Here is a 15,046-nt window from a genome sequence, read left to right as displayed (position 1 = left end):
ACCCCTTTAAAATGCCGCCCGCTATTGGCCGGCGTAAAAAATCATCAAGCCGCGACGCAATTCGTCGATAGCCACGTAATGCCAAATACCTAAGCCCAGCATTGCGCCGACACACCACAACAACATGACCCAACGGGCCAGCGCCGCTTGCCGGAATACAACTTGCAGTATTTGCGTACTCATTCGCTCTTTGGTGATGTACAGGCCCTCAACCAGGCCGCGAACCAGGATCATGTCCTGCAAATACCAATAAAGCGGCCTATCGAACAAGCCGGTATCGAATGTTCTGGCGCCCACCCAGCCTTGATCGATATGCCTGATCATCTGGTCCAGATGCCAGGCTTGCCAACGATTGGCCCCGCGGCGCAACATGATGAGTGCGCTGCGCAACTGTGTGGACTCCCCCTCGTGACGGGCCAGAACCACATGAAGTACGGACAACATGCGCACCGTCGCCACGCAACGGTATAGACGCCAGATCAGGAAACGATCCAGCCAATGCCTGAGAGGCCCCACGAGATTAGAGAATGACCAGCCCATCCAGATAACCGCGCCCAGAACACCAGCCATGACCCAGCCCCACCACCGCCCACTGAAACTGGAGAAAGCAAACAGCTGTCGCGTTACCGAGCCGTAATACTCAAACGGCAACATGCCGAACACACTGGCCAGCCTGGGTACCGTAAATAGCGGAACGAGCAACATCATGACGACCCAGACCAGCAAGGCAATGACAGCCACGCTGACGGTGCTGACCAAAACCTCACGCGCTTTAGCGACCAGCCGCTGGACCGCTGCCAAGTCGCGCAGGGTGTCAATAAGGGCAACGTTACCGGCCAGCTGGGCCACGCGCACAATCACCAGCTCATCGTCGGGCAGCACACCCCGCCAGGTGGCATGCAAATCGCCGCCGGACATCGGATAAGCCACTGCCCATTGCGCCGAGAGACGCCCGCGCGTGGTTTTCATGCCATAGCGCTGCGCATCGTGACTAAATATGTCTTTAAGTGTGCGCGCACCGCCAACCGACCTCATGAAACCGGATAGATAGTCGTAGTAGTCGGCCCGCTGACGACGGAAGCGCCAGCCGTCAAAGGCGTGAACAGCGACGCTGCGCCAGGATATGAGCCAGCGAGGAGAATGATTCATGGCGTACCCTTATTCAAGGGCCAATGAGGGCTTTGAGTACGACGCGAGAAGACTTGGTACCTGACTTGCGCATCAAAAGGATCGATTTCACCTCGTGCCGCTTTTTGCGCAGCACAAACGAAAAACGATACAAAGCCCACCGACGAATCGGCCCCGGCCAAGTTCGAATATAGAAACTCCCCAACTGTATTTCGGCGTACGGCGGCCAGATAACCTGGAAACTGTTCCGGAATAAAGCATTCGGCCACCACCGTGCGACCCGCGTACCCCGGTAGCGCGGAATTTCCCAGCCCGCAGCAGTCAGGACAGCCTTCCGGGTTACGAAACCTGACCCCCCTAATATCAATACCGGGCAGCTCGCAAAGTTGCGCAAGCAAACCCTCGGTCGTGAGCGCACCGTTGAGCCGCCGACACACCGCCTGGGCCGGCAAGGCGCATCGGCTGCACAACTTGGGCATCAGCACCTGGTGCACGACCAACTTGAGCATGCCCGGCGTGGCTAGAAAATCGCGTGCAACGCCAATAACACTTGAAGCCAGCCGATCGGAAACCAGGAATGCCGAAGGTGCGTGCGTTGTCGTATAAACACTTACCCCGGAACTGGCCAGATCCATAAAAGCTTCGCCCGTTTCTCGATCACGCACTTCGCCAAGCAGTACATCGTTCATGGCAGAGCGCTTAAGCGCACGCAACTTGGCCGCAAACCCATCGTGTCGCTCGCGGGCAGGATCGCGACTGATCGTATTCTGGACCGCCCCCGGAATGAGATACTCCACCGGATCCTCCAGCGTCATGACTTTTCGGTCAGGCGGCAAGGCAGCAATCTGGGCCGCCATTGATGTTGACTTACCTGACCCCACCGTGCCGGCGAAAACAACGGCCCCGCCCTCCGTTTCTACCGCCTGGCGAATCAAACCCGCCTGCACAGGCAAATAGCCCAGCTGCTCGAGGTCTTGCTGCTCGTGCGCCCGAGACCGATCGAGTAAACGCAGACAAACGCTGGGCCCGCGCTCGGCCGCCAGAGACGCCCAGCGCAGCAAAATGCCGCGACCATCAACCTGACGAACCAAAGCACCTTGCTGCTCACTGGTGGGGTCGAATACAGCGCCATTGCCGCCACGAATATCCATCCAGATCACGGCGAGCATTTCGTTTAACGTAGCCGTTGGGATTCGTCGAAACCGGTCGGGTGCAACATAGCGACCCTGTATGGTGAAACGCACCTCGGAATCGGGCTGGTCGTAGTGAACATTTAGATGAATATCGCTTGCGCCATGCCTTACACCCCACTCGACCATGTCTTGAAAAGCCGCAGCCAGCGCCGACCCCGATGAACTCGCGTCAAACAAGACCAGACCGCCGGAACCGGCAAGTTGATGACGCGCGATGGACAACAACAGAGGCGCGGCAAGAACATAACGTTGCGGCGACGCCATCCGAAAGCCGCGGCCGCGCAATTGCCTGGCCAACTCGTCGGCCTGATCCCCGCCGACGTGCTCAGCCAACGCCAGTATGGCAACACTTTCATCAGTGAGCTGAACCGGACACAGCCTTGCAGCCAGGGCCTCAACACCCAACTCATTGCTCAGCGAACGGCGGATAGGCGGCTGGATCACATGAAGTTCATCGGCAGAAGACACCACGACAGCATCGGCGTAATCAAAACGCTCGTCGTCCGGCAAGACATCACTGACACGATGACGAGGAAAGCGTAGATCGAGACGCCAGGAAGATCGCTTCATCAGCCTTTCTCCGCCCCGTCTTGATCGAGACACAGCGTGAGCTGGGAATCGCCCCGGACCAACTGCACGCAACGCGACTGAATCCCTTGAAGCAAGTAGCCATTGGGGTCAGCCACACGCCCGAGCGGCAATGCGCGTCCGTTCAAGTAAACGTAAGTGTGGCCCTGCCATTGAACTTCGGCCAGCAAGCGCTTGCCGACACCGTAAATGCCTTTCAACACCGGCCGGGCCATCGAGGGCGGCGTTAGGTCGGGGTCAAGTGGTCGGCCTTGCGGGGCCCGACGCGAGGCGAGCCGCTCGTCAGACATTGCGCTCAGTGCCTTCACAGCTTCAGCCCGCATCAACTCGCGCACCAACATCTGGTCGTCCGCAAAGTGATCAAGATCTGCCGCAGAGGATGACGGTTCGTCGGATAGTGCTGGTTGGATAGACGATGACGGTGCAGCGACCGTCGGCACGGCAATAAACATCAGCCCGCACAGACTGCGTATTAACACGCGTAACGGCCGGCGAAACACAACAAATACATGGCGACGACGCAAAACGCGCTCAACTCTGCCACTCATAGCGCTCCCCTTTTGCCGACAGATGAAGCCGACTTTGCCGTAACGTCGGCAACTCAGATGATTTGAAAGTCAATGCCACCTGCTGCCATCGGACGCCGGTAAGATTGGGCAAAAGCAAGCTGTAAGATCGAAGAGGCCCCTCAACCAGCAGCGATCGCACCTGATAACCCCGAAACGCCTCTGGCCTGGGTACAGGCACACCTTGCGCATCGACGGGCCCAGCAAACTTGTAAACCACTGCGGGCGAGGCCTTCAGGGTGACGAAAGCCCGGCTGATGTGCTGCAGACTGCTCAGCCAATATTTATCTCCCCATAGGCCGTCGTTCAAAATAGCGTCTGCAAGCGGTATCGCGGCATCGACGACAACCCACTCTGCCTCGACATCGTCGACCGACAAAAAACGCAATGCCCAACCGGTGGGGGCCGAAGCCATCAACCGCTGGTTACTGGCATGATCACTGCCGCGACGCAATGACGCTGTGCAGCGCCAGGTGCTGGAGAGCGGCTTGCACAGGACGTTGACGAGGTGCCAGCCACTGACCTGTACAGGCACGCGATACAAAGACAACAACAACTGCCGCATGCCGTCGACACCATGCACCCGCACCAAGGCGGTGGCTGCTGACCTGGCCGACACCCAGGCATGCACCGCCGCCTGTGCAGACACAGGGCCAGGCACAGGTTGGCCAGACAACCAGCGACCTGCCGCGCTGGCGGCAAAGGCAACACCAACCGCTGCAACGCTAACGACAACGGCCAAGGCAGAAAGACTTTTTGGCACCCAACGGGCAGAAATACGCCACAGCAAAGCCCTATCATCGGCGGCGACGGCCAAGGCCTCCAGATCCGGCGCCCCCGATTTTTCGCGGGCTGGATCCAAATGCCGGATATGTGCGTAGGCCAGACGCAACTCATCAAGCAAACCAACGACCTGTTGGGACGACCCCAGCAAGATGTCGGTACGTGCTATGACAGCGCCCTCGTGCACCGCCACAAGCCAGTACCGACCAGGCTGTAGGGCAATGGACACCGCTACCGTTCCAGAGGGATACATACCGGCGACTATCTGGGCCGCGGAGTAATGCGGTTCGCGATGCGGCGCCTCAGTACGCGAGAACTGAATCAACCCCATGGCTGCCGCGTGCTCGGACGGCGTCACGCAATGAGTCGCACGATATCGCCTGGCCTTTGCCATAACCTGCTTACGGGTATGCACCCCAAGCAACGGCAGCCAATCCAGGCCAAACACCAGATTTTTTCCATCCCGGCGCTCACACCACACTGTGTCGTCAGCCATGGCTAGAACCCCTCCTCGACTTGCGCCGTAATGACTATGACCGTTTTGATCTGCTGTTGCGCGGCACGGTCGCTACCCCCAAGCAACATCGGCATACCCGGATTAAGGCGACGTGTATCGAGCTCGTGCTGCCCCCGATCAAAACCCGACACCAGCAAAGGCTGTCCAGGCTGCAAAACAAGTTGCTGAACCGTACCGTTGCCATCAATGGTGACCTGCTGCAGCTGCAAGGGATTGCGTGCGTCGCCGAACGTGACGGACTTGATAGGTTGCGCCACAGTGTTGTCGTAGGCCAATGACAATAAAATCTGACCGTTTTCCTGCGCATCAGGGATCAAGGTCAATAACGAACCCACCGTTTCTTCTTTCTGACTGACCGACACCGTGGGTAAACTGCTTTCTAACCCCTGCCCCAAGGCCGTAGTTTGAACTTTGTCGATATAAGAGAACGTCGTACGCACCGCATGCGTGACCGGACGTCGATTCAGTGTCAATACCGGAACGCTGCTGCGTCTGACTACCTGCCCCACCTGACCAAGCGCCCTGATCATGGCCTCGGAACCCTTGAACGGCCCTTCGGCAAGCGACACCCCCAGGCTGGCCGCCTCGGTCACAACAGAGCCAGCAGAAGCGACTGTCGCCGCCATTCGGGCACTCGTAAAGACCAGATCCCAGTCCATCCCGGCTTCTGCCGTCTCTTTGGTGACCAGCGTTATCTCTTCAAAGACCAATCTGATACGACGAGTCAGCGCCAGATTCTCCTGATCAAGATAAGCGGCAATGCGTTGCAATACTTCGGGTGTATCAGTGACCACCACCAGCGCGCTGGCGCCCTCTTGTGCTACGGCAACGCCGGCACGGCTCAAAAAGGGCTCGAGACGCGCCTTCACGACGTCCATCACACCAATTTGCTCGCTTTGCAGCCGTGTGCTTGAAGTGCTGGAAAAGCCCTGATCCTGACCACTTCGGTTGGCCCCCAAAGACGCCTCGGACTGAGCCGCCTGCGTCAACGCGCGGATGTTGAATACCCGCGTCTCGGTTCGATAAAACTCAATACGACCCTGCGCATAGCGCCAATACACCCCGAGTGTGGCGGCAACGCTGTCAAGAATGGCTGACAACGGCTGTGCCTCGCCATCCAGACGCACTGAGGACTCAGGGAGCACCACGACCGACTGACCCGCTGCATCGCTACCGGCCAAACGCGGTGAAAACCGATCAAGCGACCAGAGCGCTTCGGGTCGTACATGCACAGGAATCCCAGTCGCAGCGGTAATCCGACGCGCGATCACAGGCAAAGGTCGCGGCTCGGCAGTGAAGATAAGCGTGGTTTTAACGTTGGCCCGCAATGCCACCGGCAAGGTCAACTCGCGGGACAGCGGCAGCGGTGAACCCACCAACCACGGACGATCGACATGCTGAGCCGAGCGGCGCACATCGGCGTCGCTCAGTTGCGCGGCAAACGCGCGTTGTCGCTGGTCGATGCTGTCGCCCGCCTCTACAACACGCAGTGATATCTCGCGTAACCTTTCTTGCAGCGCGCATCCGGCAAGCAGCGCCCCGAAGGTCAACACCGCAACAAACTTGAGCCAGATCATGATTGCCCTGCCGCCGCACGGGTACGATCACAGGCCTGCGCGTAAGGCACGATGCGCAGTACACGATTGGAGTAGAAGCACGGCTGCAACGGCTTAACCGCTAGTTCTGTGCTGCCAACCAAAGCCTGCACCGCTTCGACAAACGGCACATCAAAACTTGCCGACCCAGTAATCGGTATATCGACATCTACCATCCAGTGCTCTGGGGCGAAGTCCCAACCCGCCTGCGCAGCCCAACGCGCCAGGGCCTGGCGCAGCGTGCCGTCGGATCGCCCCACGACAAACGCCGGGGAAAACGAGGTTGCCGGGCCCGACCCTGGTTCGAGCTGCGACGCCACGGGCGGTTGCTGGGGCGGCTTGGGCGGCGGCGATATAGGCGGCGTAAGCGGCAATGGCGGGGGTACAGGCATAGGCGGCGGTAATGGCGCACCATGCACAACCGAATGACCCGCGTCGTCGCCATCGACGATCGCTTCGACACCTGCCGAAGGTGCCCTATCGTCATCTCGACGAGCAAAAGCTTGCAAATGCCCGCCACGAATCACCAACAACGCCGGCACTTCGTCAATGACGAGGTAATCGCCCTGGCGCCGGGGTGTTAACAAACGATCGCCGACGACGCCGTGTTGCAGGGCCTGTTTAAGAGAGCGAGCAAACAATGCAGGTACCGGGCTCCCGGCACCAAACTGCAGCCAGACATTGCTGCCGTTATCGAATACCTGCAAGGGCGCAATATTGCGGTCTCCCGACAACGCCCAACCAAAATGAAACTGCCCCCTGGCCACCATGGCAGTATCCTGTGCACCGGTCGGCTCAAGCGACTTAAATGCCGTTTGCAGGTCAGGAAACTGGGCGCACCCAGCCAACAGCAGCATCGGCAAATACAAGGTTCGCTTCTTTCCCATTCAGGCTACTCCTACCCGGGGAACACCCCCATTGAACATAGGCGTATGCTGCCGCCTGGGCGAGGTCTCAAAAAGCCCGGGTTGTACGCATGGCTTGATTCGACCCGCGTCGGCACAACTAAAAAAATAATAAAAAATTGTTATTTTTCAGTTACTTAATTTTTATCAGCCATACAAAATCAACTTCGGAATGGCCCGTAATACGAGGCAAAAGTATCCGCCACGAAACATTACATTTGGCAACACACAAGCAAGAACGATTTTGCTACCCTTCAGTTGCCTGACCAGAAGTCGTTTCATCCGCTGCGACCCACGTGCCACCGGCTACCCATAATCAATATCCAAAAGCCTGCACTTCCTGGTCGTCCAAAAGCCTTTAAGTTGCACACGGCGATTTGCCGATCGGCATACCGTCGCGCCAACTGCACAGGAGACAAACCATGAATGAAACTCTCGACCTGTTCTGGGGGCGTGCCCTTAAAATTGCGCGCCACTACGACACCGACGGCCTGATCTTTGCCGACTTGACCGGCATGGCCGATGATTTTTCGGCCAGCTTCCACGAAGCGATTGCCGATACCCCCGAAGACAAACGTCAGCACGCAATTGCGGCGCTTCAAACCAAGCTGAATGATGCCGGTAGCAGCGACCGCTATCCCGGCCGTTGCAACGAAGCATTTACAGAGCTGGCCGCCAGCCTGAATCGCATTCCCATTTACTGACAACACCGGGTGTGGCAGCCTTTGTGGCTGCCACACAACTTGACCAACACAATCCCCCCGCGACTAGAATAGCGGTATGAAAATCGCAATTATTCTGGTCAGTATTCTTTCAATGGCCCTAACCATTGGCTGGCACTTAAGAAAACAGAACAGCAGCCCAGGCCGCCTTTCTTTCAGACAAAAACTCAATATTGTCATGACCAGTCTGGTCATCGGCATTGTCGTGTATTTCGGGCTGTTGCTTGCCGCCCTGGCCTGGATGGCCCTGCGCTGACAAGGCGCTCCCTCGTACCAACCGCTACAATGAGCGTTGGCAATCTTTACTACAGCGTGTGCAATTTTGAATCAGACACAAACCGAGAACTGGGGTTTTTTGCACCCCGAATGCTTTGGCGACAAGGCCTTGCTGTTTTTCAGCTGGGATCTGGCCAAGACCATCGAACAACAATTCCGTCTGCATGCAGAATCAAGCCTTGGTATTCAACTGACCGAGGCACAAAAGGCCGTCGATCGTCTGCTCAAGCAATATGTGCAAATACAGGCCAACCCGGCTGCATTCGAAGGCCAAAGCATTACGTTAGAACTTGAACAAGACGACAGTGACGGCGAATCAACGCCCATGCTTGCGTTAAAAACATCGCCCGAGCTCGAGGAAAAAATCCTGGCGGCACAGGCCCAAATGCAAAGTTCGCAAAGCGTGAACTAAAAATAAAAATGCCCCCAAGCGGGGGCATTGCGCACTACTGAAGCCAAACTTAAATTTTGCGCGCCAATTCGGCAGCCAGGCCCACGTATGAACGCGGTGTCATGGCCAGCAAACGGGCCTTGGGCTCGGCAGGTAAATCAAGGCCCTGAATAAATTCGGTCAGCCCTTGCTGGTTAATACCCTTGCCGCGAGTAAGCGCCTTCAATTGCTCGTAGGGCTGAGGCAGACCGTAGCGGCGCATCACCGTTTGAACCGGTTCGGCCAAAACTTCCCAGCAATTATCAATATCAGCGTCGATGGCCGCAGCGTTGAGCTCGAGCTTATTCAGCCCACGCAGGCAGGCATCCCAGGCCACAGCGCAGTAACCAAAACCCACTCCAAGATTGCGCAATACAGTCGAGTCGGTCAGGTCGCGTTGCCAACGCGAAACCGGCAGCTTTTCGGACAAATGGCGTAACACGGCGTTGGCTAAGCCAATATTGCCCTCGGAATTTTCGAAGTCGATGGGATTAACCTTGTGCGGCATAGTCGAAGACCCGACCTCGCCCTCTTTGAGACGCTGCTTGAAATACCCTAGCGAGATATACCCCCAGATGTCGCGATTGAGGTCGAGAATGATGGTGTTGGCCCGGGCGACGGCATCGAACAGCGCCGCCATCCAGTCGTGCGGCTCGATCTGGATGGAGTACGGATTCTGCTCGAGGCCGAGCCCGCTCAGTACGCCGGCGCTGAAAGCCGGCCAGTCGATTTCGGGGTACGCCGAAATATGTGCGTTGTAGTTACCCGTAGCACCATTAAGTTTAGCCAGCGGCTGAACAGCAGCGACTGCAGCAATGGCGCGATCGAGACGGGCTACAACGTTTGCGAATTCTTTGCCCATGGTGCTGGGGCTGGCTGGTTGCCCGTGGGTGCGCGACAATAAAGGCTGATCGGCATAGGTATGGGCAAGCTCGCGCAACTTCGCAGCAAGCTCGGTAAGCCGAGGCAACAAGAAACCATCGCGCGCACGTGACAGCATCAGGGCATGCGATGTGTTGTTGATGTCTTCAGACGTGCAGGCGAAATGGATGAACTCGGCGGCTTTAGCCAGCTCGGCATCGCCCTCTACTTGCTCTTTCATCCAGTATTCTACGGCTTTGACGTCGTGGTTGGTGACCCTTTCAATGTCCTTGATACGTGCAGCGTCGGCTTCAGAAAAGTTGTCAACCAACGCCTTGAGCTGCGCGCGGGCCGCTTCGCTAAACTTGGGCAGCTCGGGCAAACCGGCGTCTGACAAGCCAATCAGCCAGGCCACCTCGACCTCGACCCGATGCGCCATAAAGCCGGCCTCGGACAGGGTGGCGCGCAACGGGTTACCTTTGGCGGCATAGCGGCCATCAAGCGGCGACAGTGCATTCAATTGACTAAGTTGATCGGCGATTTGCATTACGACTCACGAAGAAAAAAACAAGCCGGGATTTTACCACCCACCCTTTATTGTGGGATATAAGGCACAGAATCTGTCACGAAGCGACGTCGCCCCGGCATCCGGCCTTTGCAGGGGCTGACATCAGCCCCATCCCTGATATACTTTTTGCACCTTCCACTTCAAGATTGCGCCATGAAACTTATCGGTTCGCTGACCAGCCCATACGTACGCAAAGTTCGCATTGTCATGGCCGAGAAAAAGCTCGACTACGAGCTCGTGCTGGAAGATGTCTGGGCGGCCGACACCAAAATCAAAGAATTCAACCCGCTGGGCAAAGTGCCCTGTTTAGTCACAGACGACGGCGGCAGCATTTTCGATTCTCGCGTCATTGTCGAATACCTCGATACGCTTTCGCCGGTGGGACGCTTGTTACCGCAAGCCGGGCGCGATCGCACGGCCACCAAGTGCTGGGAAGCCATCGCCGACGGCCTGCTCGATGCGGGCGTCACCATTGTGGCCGAGGGGCGACGCCCCGAGCACCTGCGCAGCGAAGACTGGATACAGCGCCAGCGCGGCAAGATCACATCGGCGCTGGCTTCTATGGAGCGCAGCCTGGGCCCCAATAGTTATTGCATGGGAGTCAATCTCAGCTTGGCCGACGTTGCAGTGGGCTGTGCCCTGGGTTTTCTCGACTTCCGTATGCCCGACCTTAACTGGCGCGACACCTACCCGCATCTGGCTGCACTTTACGCAAAACTCCTGACGCGGCCGTCATTTTCAACGACTATCCCCAAATTGCCTTCGTAGGTTTCACGCTCGGTGTAAGCTAAACACCGCTCGACTCAAACGCAAAAGGCCCGGTATTACCCGGGCCTTTTGCGTTTTTGACGTTCGGCACTTTACATACGGCACGACACACAGACCACGCCAACATCGGCGTCAGAGGATGATCCCGCCCCCCAGACACACATCGCCATCGTACAAAACCGCCGACTGCCCCGGCGTAATCGCCCATTGCGCATCGTCAAAATGCAGCTCAAAACGACCGTCGTCGGTTGCCGAATTGAGCACGCAGGCGGCATCGGCCTGCCGGTAGCGCGTTTTGGCCCCATAAGCACCGGCTACGGGTGCATGGCCCGCAACCCAACTGGCATCTTGCGCCTGCAAGGTGCTCTGCAGCAACCAGGGGTGATCATGCCCCTGAACCACATACAACACATTGTTTTCAAGGTCTTTGCGTGCGGTGTACCAGGCCTGCGCCGTACCATCGTCGCTCTGGTGCCCCTTGACACCGCCAATGCCCAAGCCCTTGCGTTGCCCCAGCGTATAAAACGCCAGCCCCTGATGGCGTCCGATGGTTTTACCATCGGGTGTTTTGATAGGGCCCGGCTGTGTTGGCAAATATCGGTTAAGAAACTCGCGAAATGGACGCTCGCCGATAAAGCATATGCCGGTGGAGTCTTTTTTGGCTGCGTTAGGCAGGCCCAACTGCTGTGCGATTTCACGCACTTGAGTTTTAGGGATCTCGCCCAACGGAAACAAAGTTTTCGACAACTGGGCCTGATTCAGACGATGCAGGAAATAGCTTTGATCTTTGGTGTGATCGAGCGCCTTAAGCAGCTGCCACTGCGGGCCGCCGGCACCCTGCACCTCGCGAACGCGCGCGTAGTGCCCCGTGGCAATACGTTCAGCCCCCAACGACATGGCATGATCGAGGAACGCCTTGAACTTGATTTCGGCGTTGCACAAGACATCGGGGTTAGGCGTGCGCCCGGCAGAGTACTCGCGCAAGAACTCGGCAAACACCCTATCTTTGTACTCGGCGGCGAAGTTGACGGCCTCGATTTCAATACCCAGCAAATCGGCCACACTGGCGGCGTCGATCCAGTCTTGCCGCGACGAGCAATATTCGGAGTCGTCGTCATCTTCCCAGTTTTTCATGAATAGACCGACGACTTCGTAGCCTTGCTGCTTAAGCAACCAGGCAGATACCGAGGAGTCGACCCCACCTGACATACCGATGACAACACGCCCCTTCGAGGCAGACTGTTCTGACATGCAATAAAACCTTTGATTAGCTGTCGAGTGAGCTAGCGACAGCCTCGCGACGTTTTTTTACCGCCATAGCGAGGCGCTCGAGCATGCGCACGGAGGAGTCCCAATCGACACAGCCGTCGGTAATGCTCTGGCCGTAGACCAGAGGCTGCCCAGCCACCAGATCTTGCCGACCCTCGACCAGATGACTTTCGATCATCACGCCAAACAGGCGCTCGTCGCCGGCTTCCATTTGACGCGCTACGTCGTCGATGACCGCCGGTTGATTGCGGTAATCTTTGTTGCTGTTGGCGTGGCTGGCGTCAATCATGATGCGTGGACGCAAGCCCGACTTGGCCAGTACCGCAGACGTCTCTTCAACGCTGGCCGCGTCGTAGTTGGGCTGCTTGCCGCCGCGCAAAATGACGTGGCAATCTTCGTTGCCCGCCGTCGACACAATAGCCGAATGCCCACCTTTGGTGACCGACAGGAAATGGTGAGATTGCGAGGCTGCCTTGATAGCATCAACAGCAATCTTGATGTTGCCGTCTGTCCCGTTCTTGAAACCTACCGGGCACGACAGACCCGACGCCAACTCGCGGTGAACCTGACTTTCGGTGGTACGGGCGCCAATCGCGCCCCAAGAAACCAGGTCGGCAATATATTGCGGCGTAATCATGTCAAGGAACTCACAACCAGCAGGCAACCCCAGGCTATTGACCTGCAACAGCAACTCGCGTGCCGTACGCAAACCCAGGTTGATGTTGAAACTGCCATCCAGGCCCGGATCGTTGATCAACCCTTTCCAGCCCACCGTCGTGCGAGGCTTCTCGAAATATACGCGCATGATGATTTCAAGCTCGCTGCTGAATCGATCGCGCTGCGCTTTCAAGCGCCCCGCGTATTCCAAGGCGGCATCTACATTATGAATCGAGCAGGGCCCAATCACCACGACCAGGCGGTCATCGGTGCCATGCAAGACATTATGAATAGCCGTCCGTGCAGCGAAAACGGTCGACGAGACGGCTTCGGTGGCAGCAAACTCGCGCATGACATGCGCGGGCGGACTGAGCTCCTTGATTTCTCGGATACGTAGATCATCGGTGTTGTAAGGCACTTGCGACTCCTGAATGATACAAAAAAAGCCGCCTAGCGACGCTGGCGGCTTTTTGGGAATTTTGTTTGCTACGAGGTAATACGTTTCTTCCCTTCCCCCACCAGACGTGTCGGAAAAGTAAAAAAATAAAAGAAGAAAAAGTTCGTAGCACGGTACATAGGCGCCTATCCTAGCACAAGAACAGCCCGACCCGCAACGATTTATTAATTTGTACACGAATGATTATATGCGCTATGATTTTTCTTCGCATCATTGATGATGAAATCATAAAAAGAAGAGGATCACATGCCAACAGTCAATCACGTTGTGCGCCGCCTGGCCGCGGTTGCCGTGCTTTCGGTTTGGGCCCTACCCGCCCAAAGTGACACCCTGACTCAAGTTCGCGAGCGCGGCACGATCCGAATTGCGATCGCTAACGAAATACCCTATGGCTACGCCGACCTCTCGGGTGAGGCCAAAGGTGCCGGGCCGGATGTCGCCAGACACATCGCCAAAGCCTTGGGAATTGAAAACATCAAATGGGAGACGGCCAGTTTCAGTGCGCTCATTCCGGGCTTGAAAGCCGGCCGATTCGATATGGTCGCGGCCGAAATGGCCGTTTTGCCGCAGCGTTGTCAGCAAGTGTTGTTTTCGGAACCAAACACCTCGTATGGTGAAGGCCTGCTGGTTGCTCAAGGCAACCCAAAAGGGCTCAACAGCTTCGAGCAGTTCAGCCAGCCCGGCATGAAGGTAGCCATTATGTCAGGCGCCGACCAGCTTGAAATGCTCCAGGCACTGGGCGTGCCCGAAGCAAACATGGTGACTATTGCCAATAACGCCGACGCAATCTCAACAGTCTCGACGGGGCGCGCCGATGCCTACGCCGCTACCAGCCTTACCGTAACTGAGCTGGCCGCCAAAAGCGATAAAGTAGAACAAGCCGCCGATTTTTCCGATCCGATGATTGACGGTTCGCCAGTACGGAGTTGGGGCGCATTTACCTTTGCGCAAGGCGCTGAGTCGCTGCAGCAGGCCGTCAACGAAGCGCTAGCAGCCTTCAAAAAGACCGATGAGTGGCAAGCTATCTTGCGCAACAATGGCTTTTCGGAAGCCGACATCGAGCAGTCGACCCAACGAACGACGCAACAACTGTGTTCATAAGCTACTTGCCGCCGCTGCTTGAAGGGGCATGGGTCACCGCTCAGTTGGCGATCTACTCTACCCTGTTAGGCGCATTGCTGTCTTTTACGCTGGGCATAGGACGTGTTTCCGAAAAAGCCTGGCTGCGCCTGCCCAGTATCGCCGTCATCGAGCTTTTTCGCGGCACATCGCTTCTGGTGCAGCTGTTCTGGATTTACTTCGCCTTGCCTCTGCTGGGCGAATTTGTAGGCCTAGACCTGCGGCTTGACCCTATGCTGGCGGGCACTACCGCCCTGGCGCTTAACATCGGTGCCTATGGCGCCGAGGTGGTACGTGGCGCGCTGCAATCAGTTTCGAAAGAACAACATGAAGCAGCGCGAGCGCTGAACTTTACAGAGCGCCAGAAACTGTGGCGTATCTGCCTGCCACAAGCCCTGCCTGAAATGATGCCCAGTTTTGGCAACCTGGCCATTCAGAACCTCAAAGACACCGCGTTGGTGTCACTGATCAGCCTGGGCGATCTGGCGTTTCGGGCCGAGCAAATTCGCAATTTCACCCAAGACAGCACAACGGTTTATACCTTATTGCTGTTCATGTACTTTGGCATGGCGCTGATGCTGGCTGCGTTGATGAAACTGCTGGCGCGCCATGTTGGCCGCTGGCGCCATTCATAACAACGCAAA

At 57.1% G+C, this 15,046-nt stretch carries 15 protein-coding genes; 6 read left to right on the top strand and 9 right to left on the bottom strand.

Going from position 1 to position 15,046, the window contains the following annotated elements:
* Positions 1-21 precede the first annotated feature (21 nt).
* From CHR62_RS04510 to CHR62_RS04485, 6 genes are read right to left on the bottom strand one after another with little or no spacing between them, the layout of a single operon-like run.
* On the bottom strand, positions 22-1,149 hold the full coding sequence (locus CHR62_RS04510; RefSeq protein ID WP_093971321.1) for a hypothetical protein: 1,128 nt from the start codon (positions 1,147-1,149) through the stop codon (positions 22-24).
* Positions 1,146-2,891, bottom strand: coding sequence for a GspE/PulE family protein (locus CHR62_RS04505; RefSeq protein WP_123660140.1), 1,746 nt, complete (start codon positions 2,889-2,891; stop codon positions 1,146-1,148). Before CHR62_RS04505 ends, CHR62_RS04510 begins: the two co-directional genes overlap by 4 nt.
* On the bottom strand, positions 2,891-3,457 hold the full coding sequence (locus tag CHR62_RS04500) for a hypothetical protein (protein WP_123660139.1): 567 nt from the start codon (positions 3,455-3,457) through the stop codon (positions 2,891-2,893). The genes CHR62_RS04505 and CHR62_RS04500 overlap by 1 nt, the downstream gene beginning before the upstream one ends.
* Positions 3,441-4,754, bottom strand: a complete 1,314-nt coding sequence (gene pilO2, locus CHR62_RS04495; RefSeq protein WP_123660138.1) for a type 4b pilus protein PilO2 — start codon at positions 4,752-4,754, stop codon at positions 3,441-3,443. The genes CHR62_RS04500 and pilO2 overlap by 17 nt, the downstream gene beginning before the upstream one ends.
* Before the next feature lie 2 nt (positions 4,755-4,756).
* Positions 4,757-6,352 (bottom strand): hypothetical protein, encoded by a 1,596-nt coding sequence (locus CHR62_RS04490; RefSeq protein ID WP_123660137.1) that lies wholly within the window; start codon positions 6,350-6,352, stop codon positions 4,757-4,759.
* Positions 6,349-7,257 carry a TcpQ domain-containing protein gene (locus CHR62_RS04485; RefSeq protein WP_123660136.1) on the bottom strand — a complete coding sequence of 303 codons (909 nt, stop codon included), beginning with the start codon at positions 7,255-7,257 and terminating at the stop codon, positions 6,349-6,351. The genes CHR62_RS04490 and CHR62_RS04485 overlap by 4 nt, the downstream gene beginning before the upstream one ends.
* Before the next feature lie 440 nt (positions 7,258-7,697).
* On the opposite strand from CHR62_RS04485, the gene CHR62_RS04480 reads away from it, so the two are divergent.
* From CHR62_RS04480 to CHR62_RS04470, 3 genes are all read left to right on the top strand, one after another.
* Positions 7,698-7,979 (top strand): hypothetical protein, encoded by a 282-nt coding sequence (locus CHR62_RS04480; protein WP_093971327.1) that lies wholly within the window; start codon positions 7,698-7,700, stop codon positions 7,977-7,979.
* Positions 7,980-8,055: 76 nt separating this feature from the next.
* Positions 8,056-8,253, top strand: a complete 198-nt coding sequence (locus CHR62_RS04475; protein WP_093971328.1) for a hypothetical protein — start codon at positions 8,056-8,058, stop codon at positions 8,251-8,253.
* A gap of 66 nt (positions 8,254-8,319) precedes the next feature.
* Positions 8,320-8,685 carry a hypothetical protein gene (locus tag CHR62_RS04470; RefSeq protein ID WP_093971367.1) on the top strand — a complete coding sequence of 122 codons (366 nt, stop codon included), beginning with the start codon at positions 8,320-8,322 and terminating at the stop codon, positions 8,683-8,685.
* Positions 8,686-8,734: 49 nt separating this feature from the next.
* Here CHR62_RS04470 and purB read toward each other — a convergent pair whose 3' ends face one another.
* Entirely contained in the window at positions 8,735-10,111 is a 1,377-nt protein-coding gene (gene purB / locus CHR62_RS04465) for an adenylosuccinate lyase (protein ID WP_093971329.1), read from the bottom strand.
* Between the two features lie 174 nt (positions 10,112-10,285).
* Here purB and CHR62_RS04460 point away from each other — a divergent pair, with 174 nt between their 5' ends.
* Positions 10,286-10,900, top strand: coding sequence for a glutathione S-transferase (locus CHR62_RS04460; RefSeq protein ID WP_093971330.1), 615 nt, complete (start codon positions 10,286-10,288; stop codon positions 10,898-10,900).
* 132 nt (positions 10,901-11,032) lie between these two features.
* Here the strand turns inward: CHR62_RS04460 and mnmA are convergent, their stop codons facing one another.
* Together mnmA and aroG are read right to left on the bottom strand one after the other, a co-directional pair.
* The gene (mnmA, locus tag CHR62_RS04455) at positions 11,033-12,151 is read right to left on the bottom strand and encodes a tRNA 2-thiouridine(34) synthase MnmA (protein WP_123660135.1); all 1,119 of its coding nucleotides are present in this window, start codon (positions 12,149-12,151) and stop codon (positions 11,033-11,035) included.
* A gap of 16 nt (positions 12,152-12,167) precedes the next feature.
* Complete coding sequence (gene aroG, locus CHR62_RS04450; protein ID WP_123660134.1) at positions 12,168-13,244, bottom strand: 3-deoxy-7-phosphoheptulonate synthase AroG; 1,077 nt, start codon at positions 13,242-13,244, stop codon at positions 12,168-12,170.
* A 285-nt stretch (positions 13,245-13,529) separates the two neighbouring features.
* On the opposite strand from aroG, the gene ehuB reads away from it, so the two are divergent.
* Both ehuB and ehuC read left to right on the top strand, forming a co-directional pair.
* Positions 13,530-14,384 (top strand): ectoine/hydroxyectoine ABC transporter substrate-binding protein EhuB, encoded by an 855-nt coding sequence (ehuB, locus tag CHR62_RS04445; RefSeq protein ID WP_123660133.1) that lies wholly within the window; start codon positions 13,530-13,532, stop codon positions 14,382-14,384.
* Positions 14,381-15,037: an ectoine/hydroxyectoine ABC transporter permease subunit EhuC gene (gene ehuC, locus CHR62_RS04440; RefSeq protein WP_123660215.1), complete on the top strand. Its 657-nt coding sequence runs from the start codon at positions 14,381-14,383 to the stop codon at positions 15,035-15,037. The genes ehuB and ehuC overlap by 4 nt, the downstream gene beginning before the upstream one ends.
* Positions 15,038-15,046: the final 9 nt, after the last annotated feature.

It is taken from the genome of Pusillimonas sp. NJUB218, from assembly GCF_003788685.1.
Lineage (GTDB): Bacteria > Pseudomonadota > Gammaproteobacteria > Burkholderiales > Burkholderiaceae_B > Neopusillimonas.
This window is presented reverse-complemented; position numbering and strand designations above follow the sequence as displayed.

Coding starts and splice junctions, on each gene's coding strand:
- CHR62_RS04475 (WP_093971328.1), top strand. CDS start 8,056: ATGAAAATCGCAATTATTCTGGTCAGTATTCTTTCAATGGCCCTAACC.
- mnmA (WP_123660135.1), bottom strand. CDS start 12,151: ATGTCAGAACAGTCTGCCTCGAAGGGGCGTGTTGTCATCGGTATGTCA.
- CHR62_RS04490 (WP_123660137.1), bottom strand. CDS start 6,352: ATGATCTGGCTCAAGTTTGTTGCGGTGTTGACCTTCGGGGCGCTGCTT.
- ehuB (WP_123660133.1), top strand. CDS start 13,530: ATGCCAACAGTCAATCACGTTGTGCGCCGCCTGGCCGCGGTTGCCGTG.
- CHR62_RS04500 (WP_123660139.1), bottom strand. CDS start 3,457: ATGAGTGGCAGAGTTGAGCGCGTTTTGCGTCGTCGCCATGTATTTGTT.
- CHR62_RS04485 (WP_123660136.1), bottom strand. CDS start 7,257: ATGGGAAAGAAGCGAACCTTGTATTTGCCGATGCTGCTGTTGGCTGGG.
- CHR62_RS04460 (WP_093971330.1), top strand. CDS start 10,286: ATGAAACTTATCGGTTCGCTGACCAGCCCATACGTACGCAAAGTTCGC.
- purB (WP_093971329.1), bottom strand. CDS start 10,111: ATGCAAATCGCCGATCAACTTAGTCAATTGAATGCACTGTCGCCGCTT.
- pilO2 (WP_123660138.1), bottom strand. CDS start 4,754: ATGGCTGACGACACAGTGTGGTGTGAGCGCCGGGATGGAAAAAATCTG.
- CHR62_RS04505 (WP_123660140.1), bottom strand. CDS start 2,891: ATGAAGCGATCTTCCTGGCGTCTCGATCTACGCTTTCCTCGTCATCGT.
- CHR62_RS04510 (WP_093971321.1), bottom strand. CDS start 1,149: ATGAATCATTCTCCTCGCTGGCTCATATCCTGGCGCAGCGTCGCTGTT.
- CHR62_RS04480 (WP_093971327.1), top strand. CDS start 7,698: ATGAATGAAACTCTCGACCTGTTCTGGGGGCGTGCCCTTAAAATTGCG.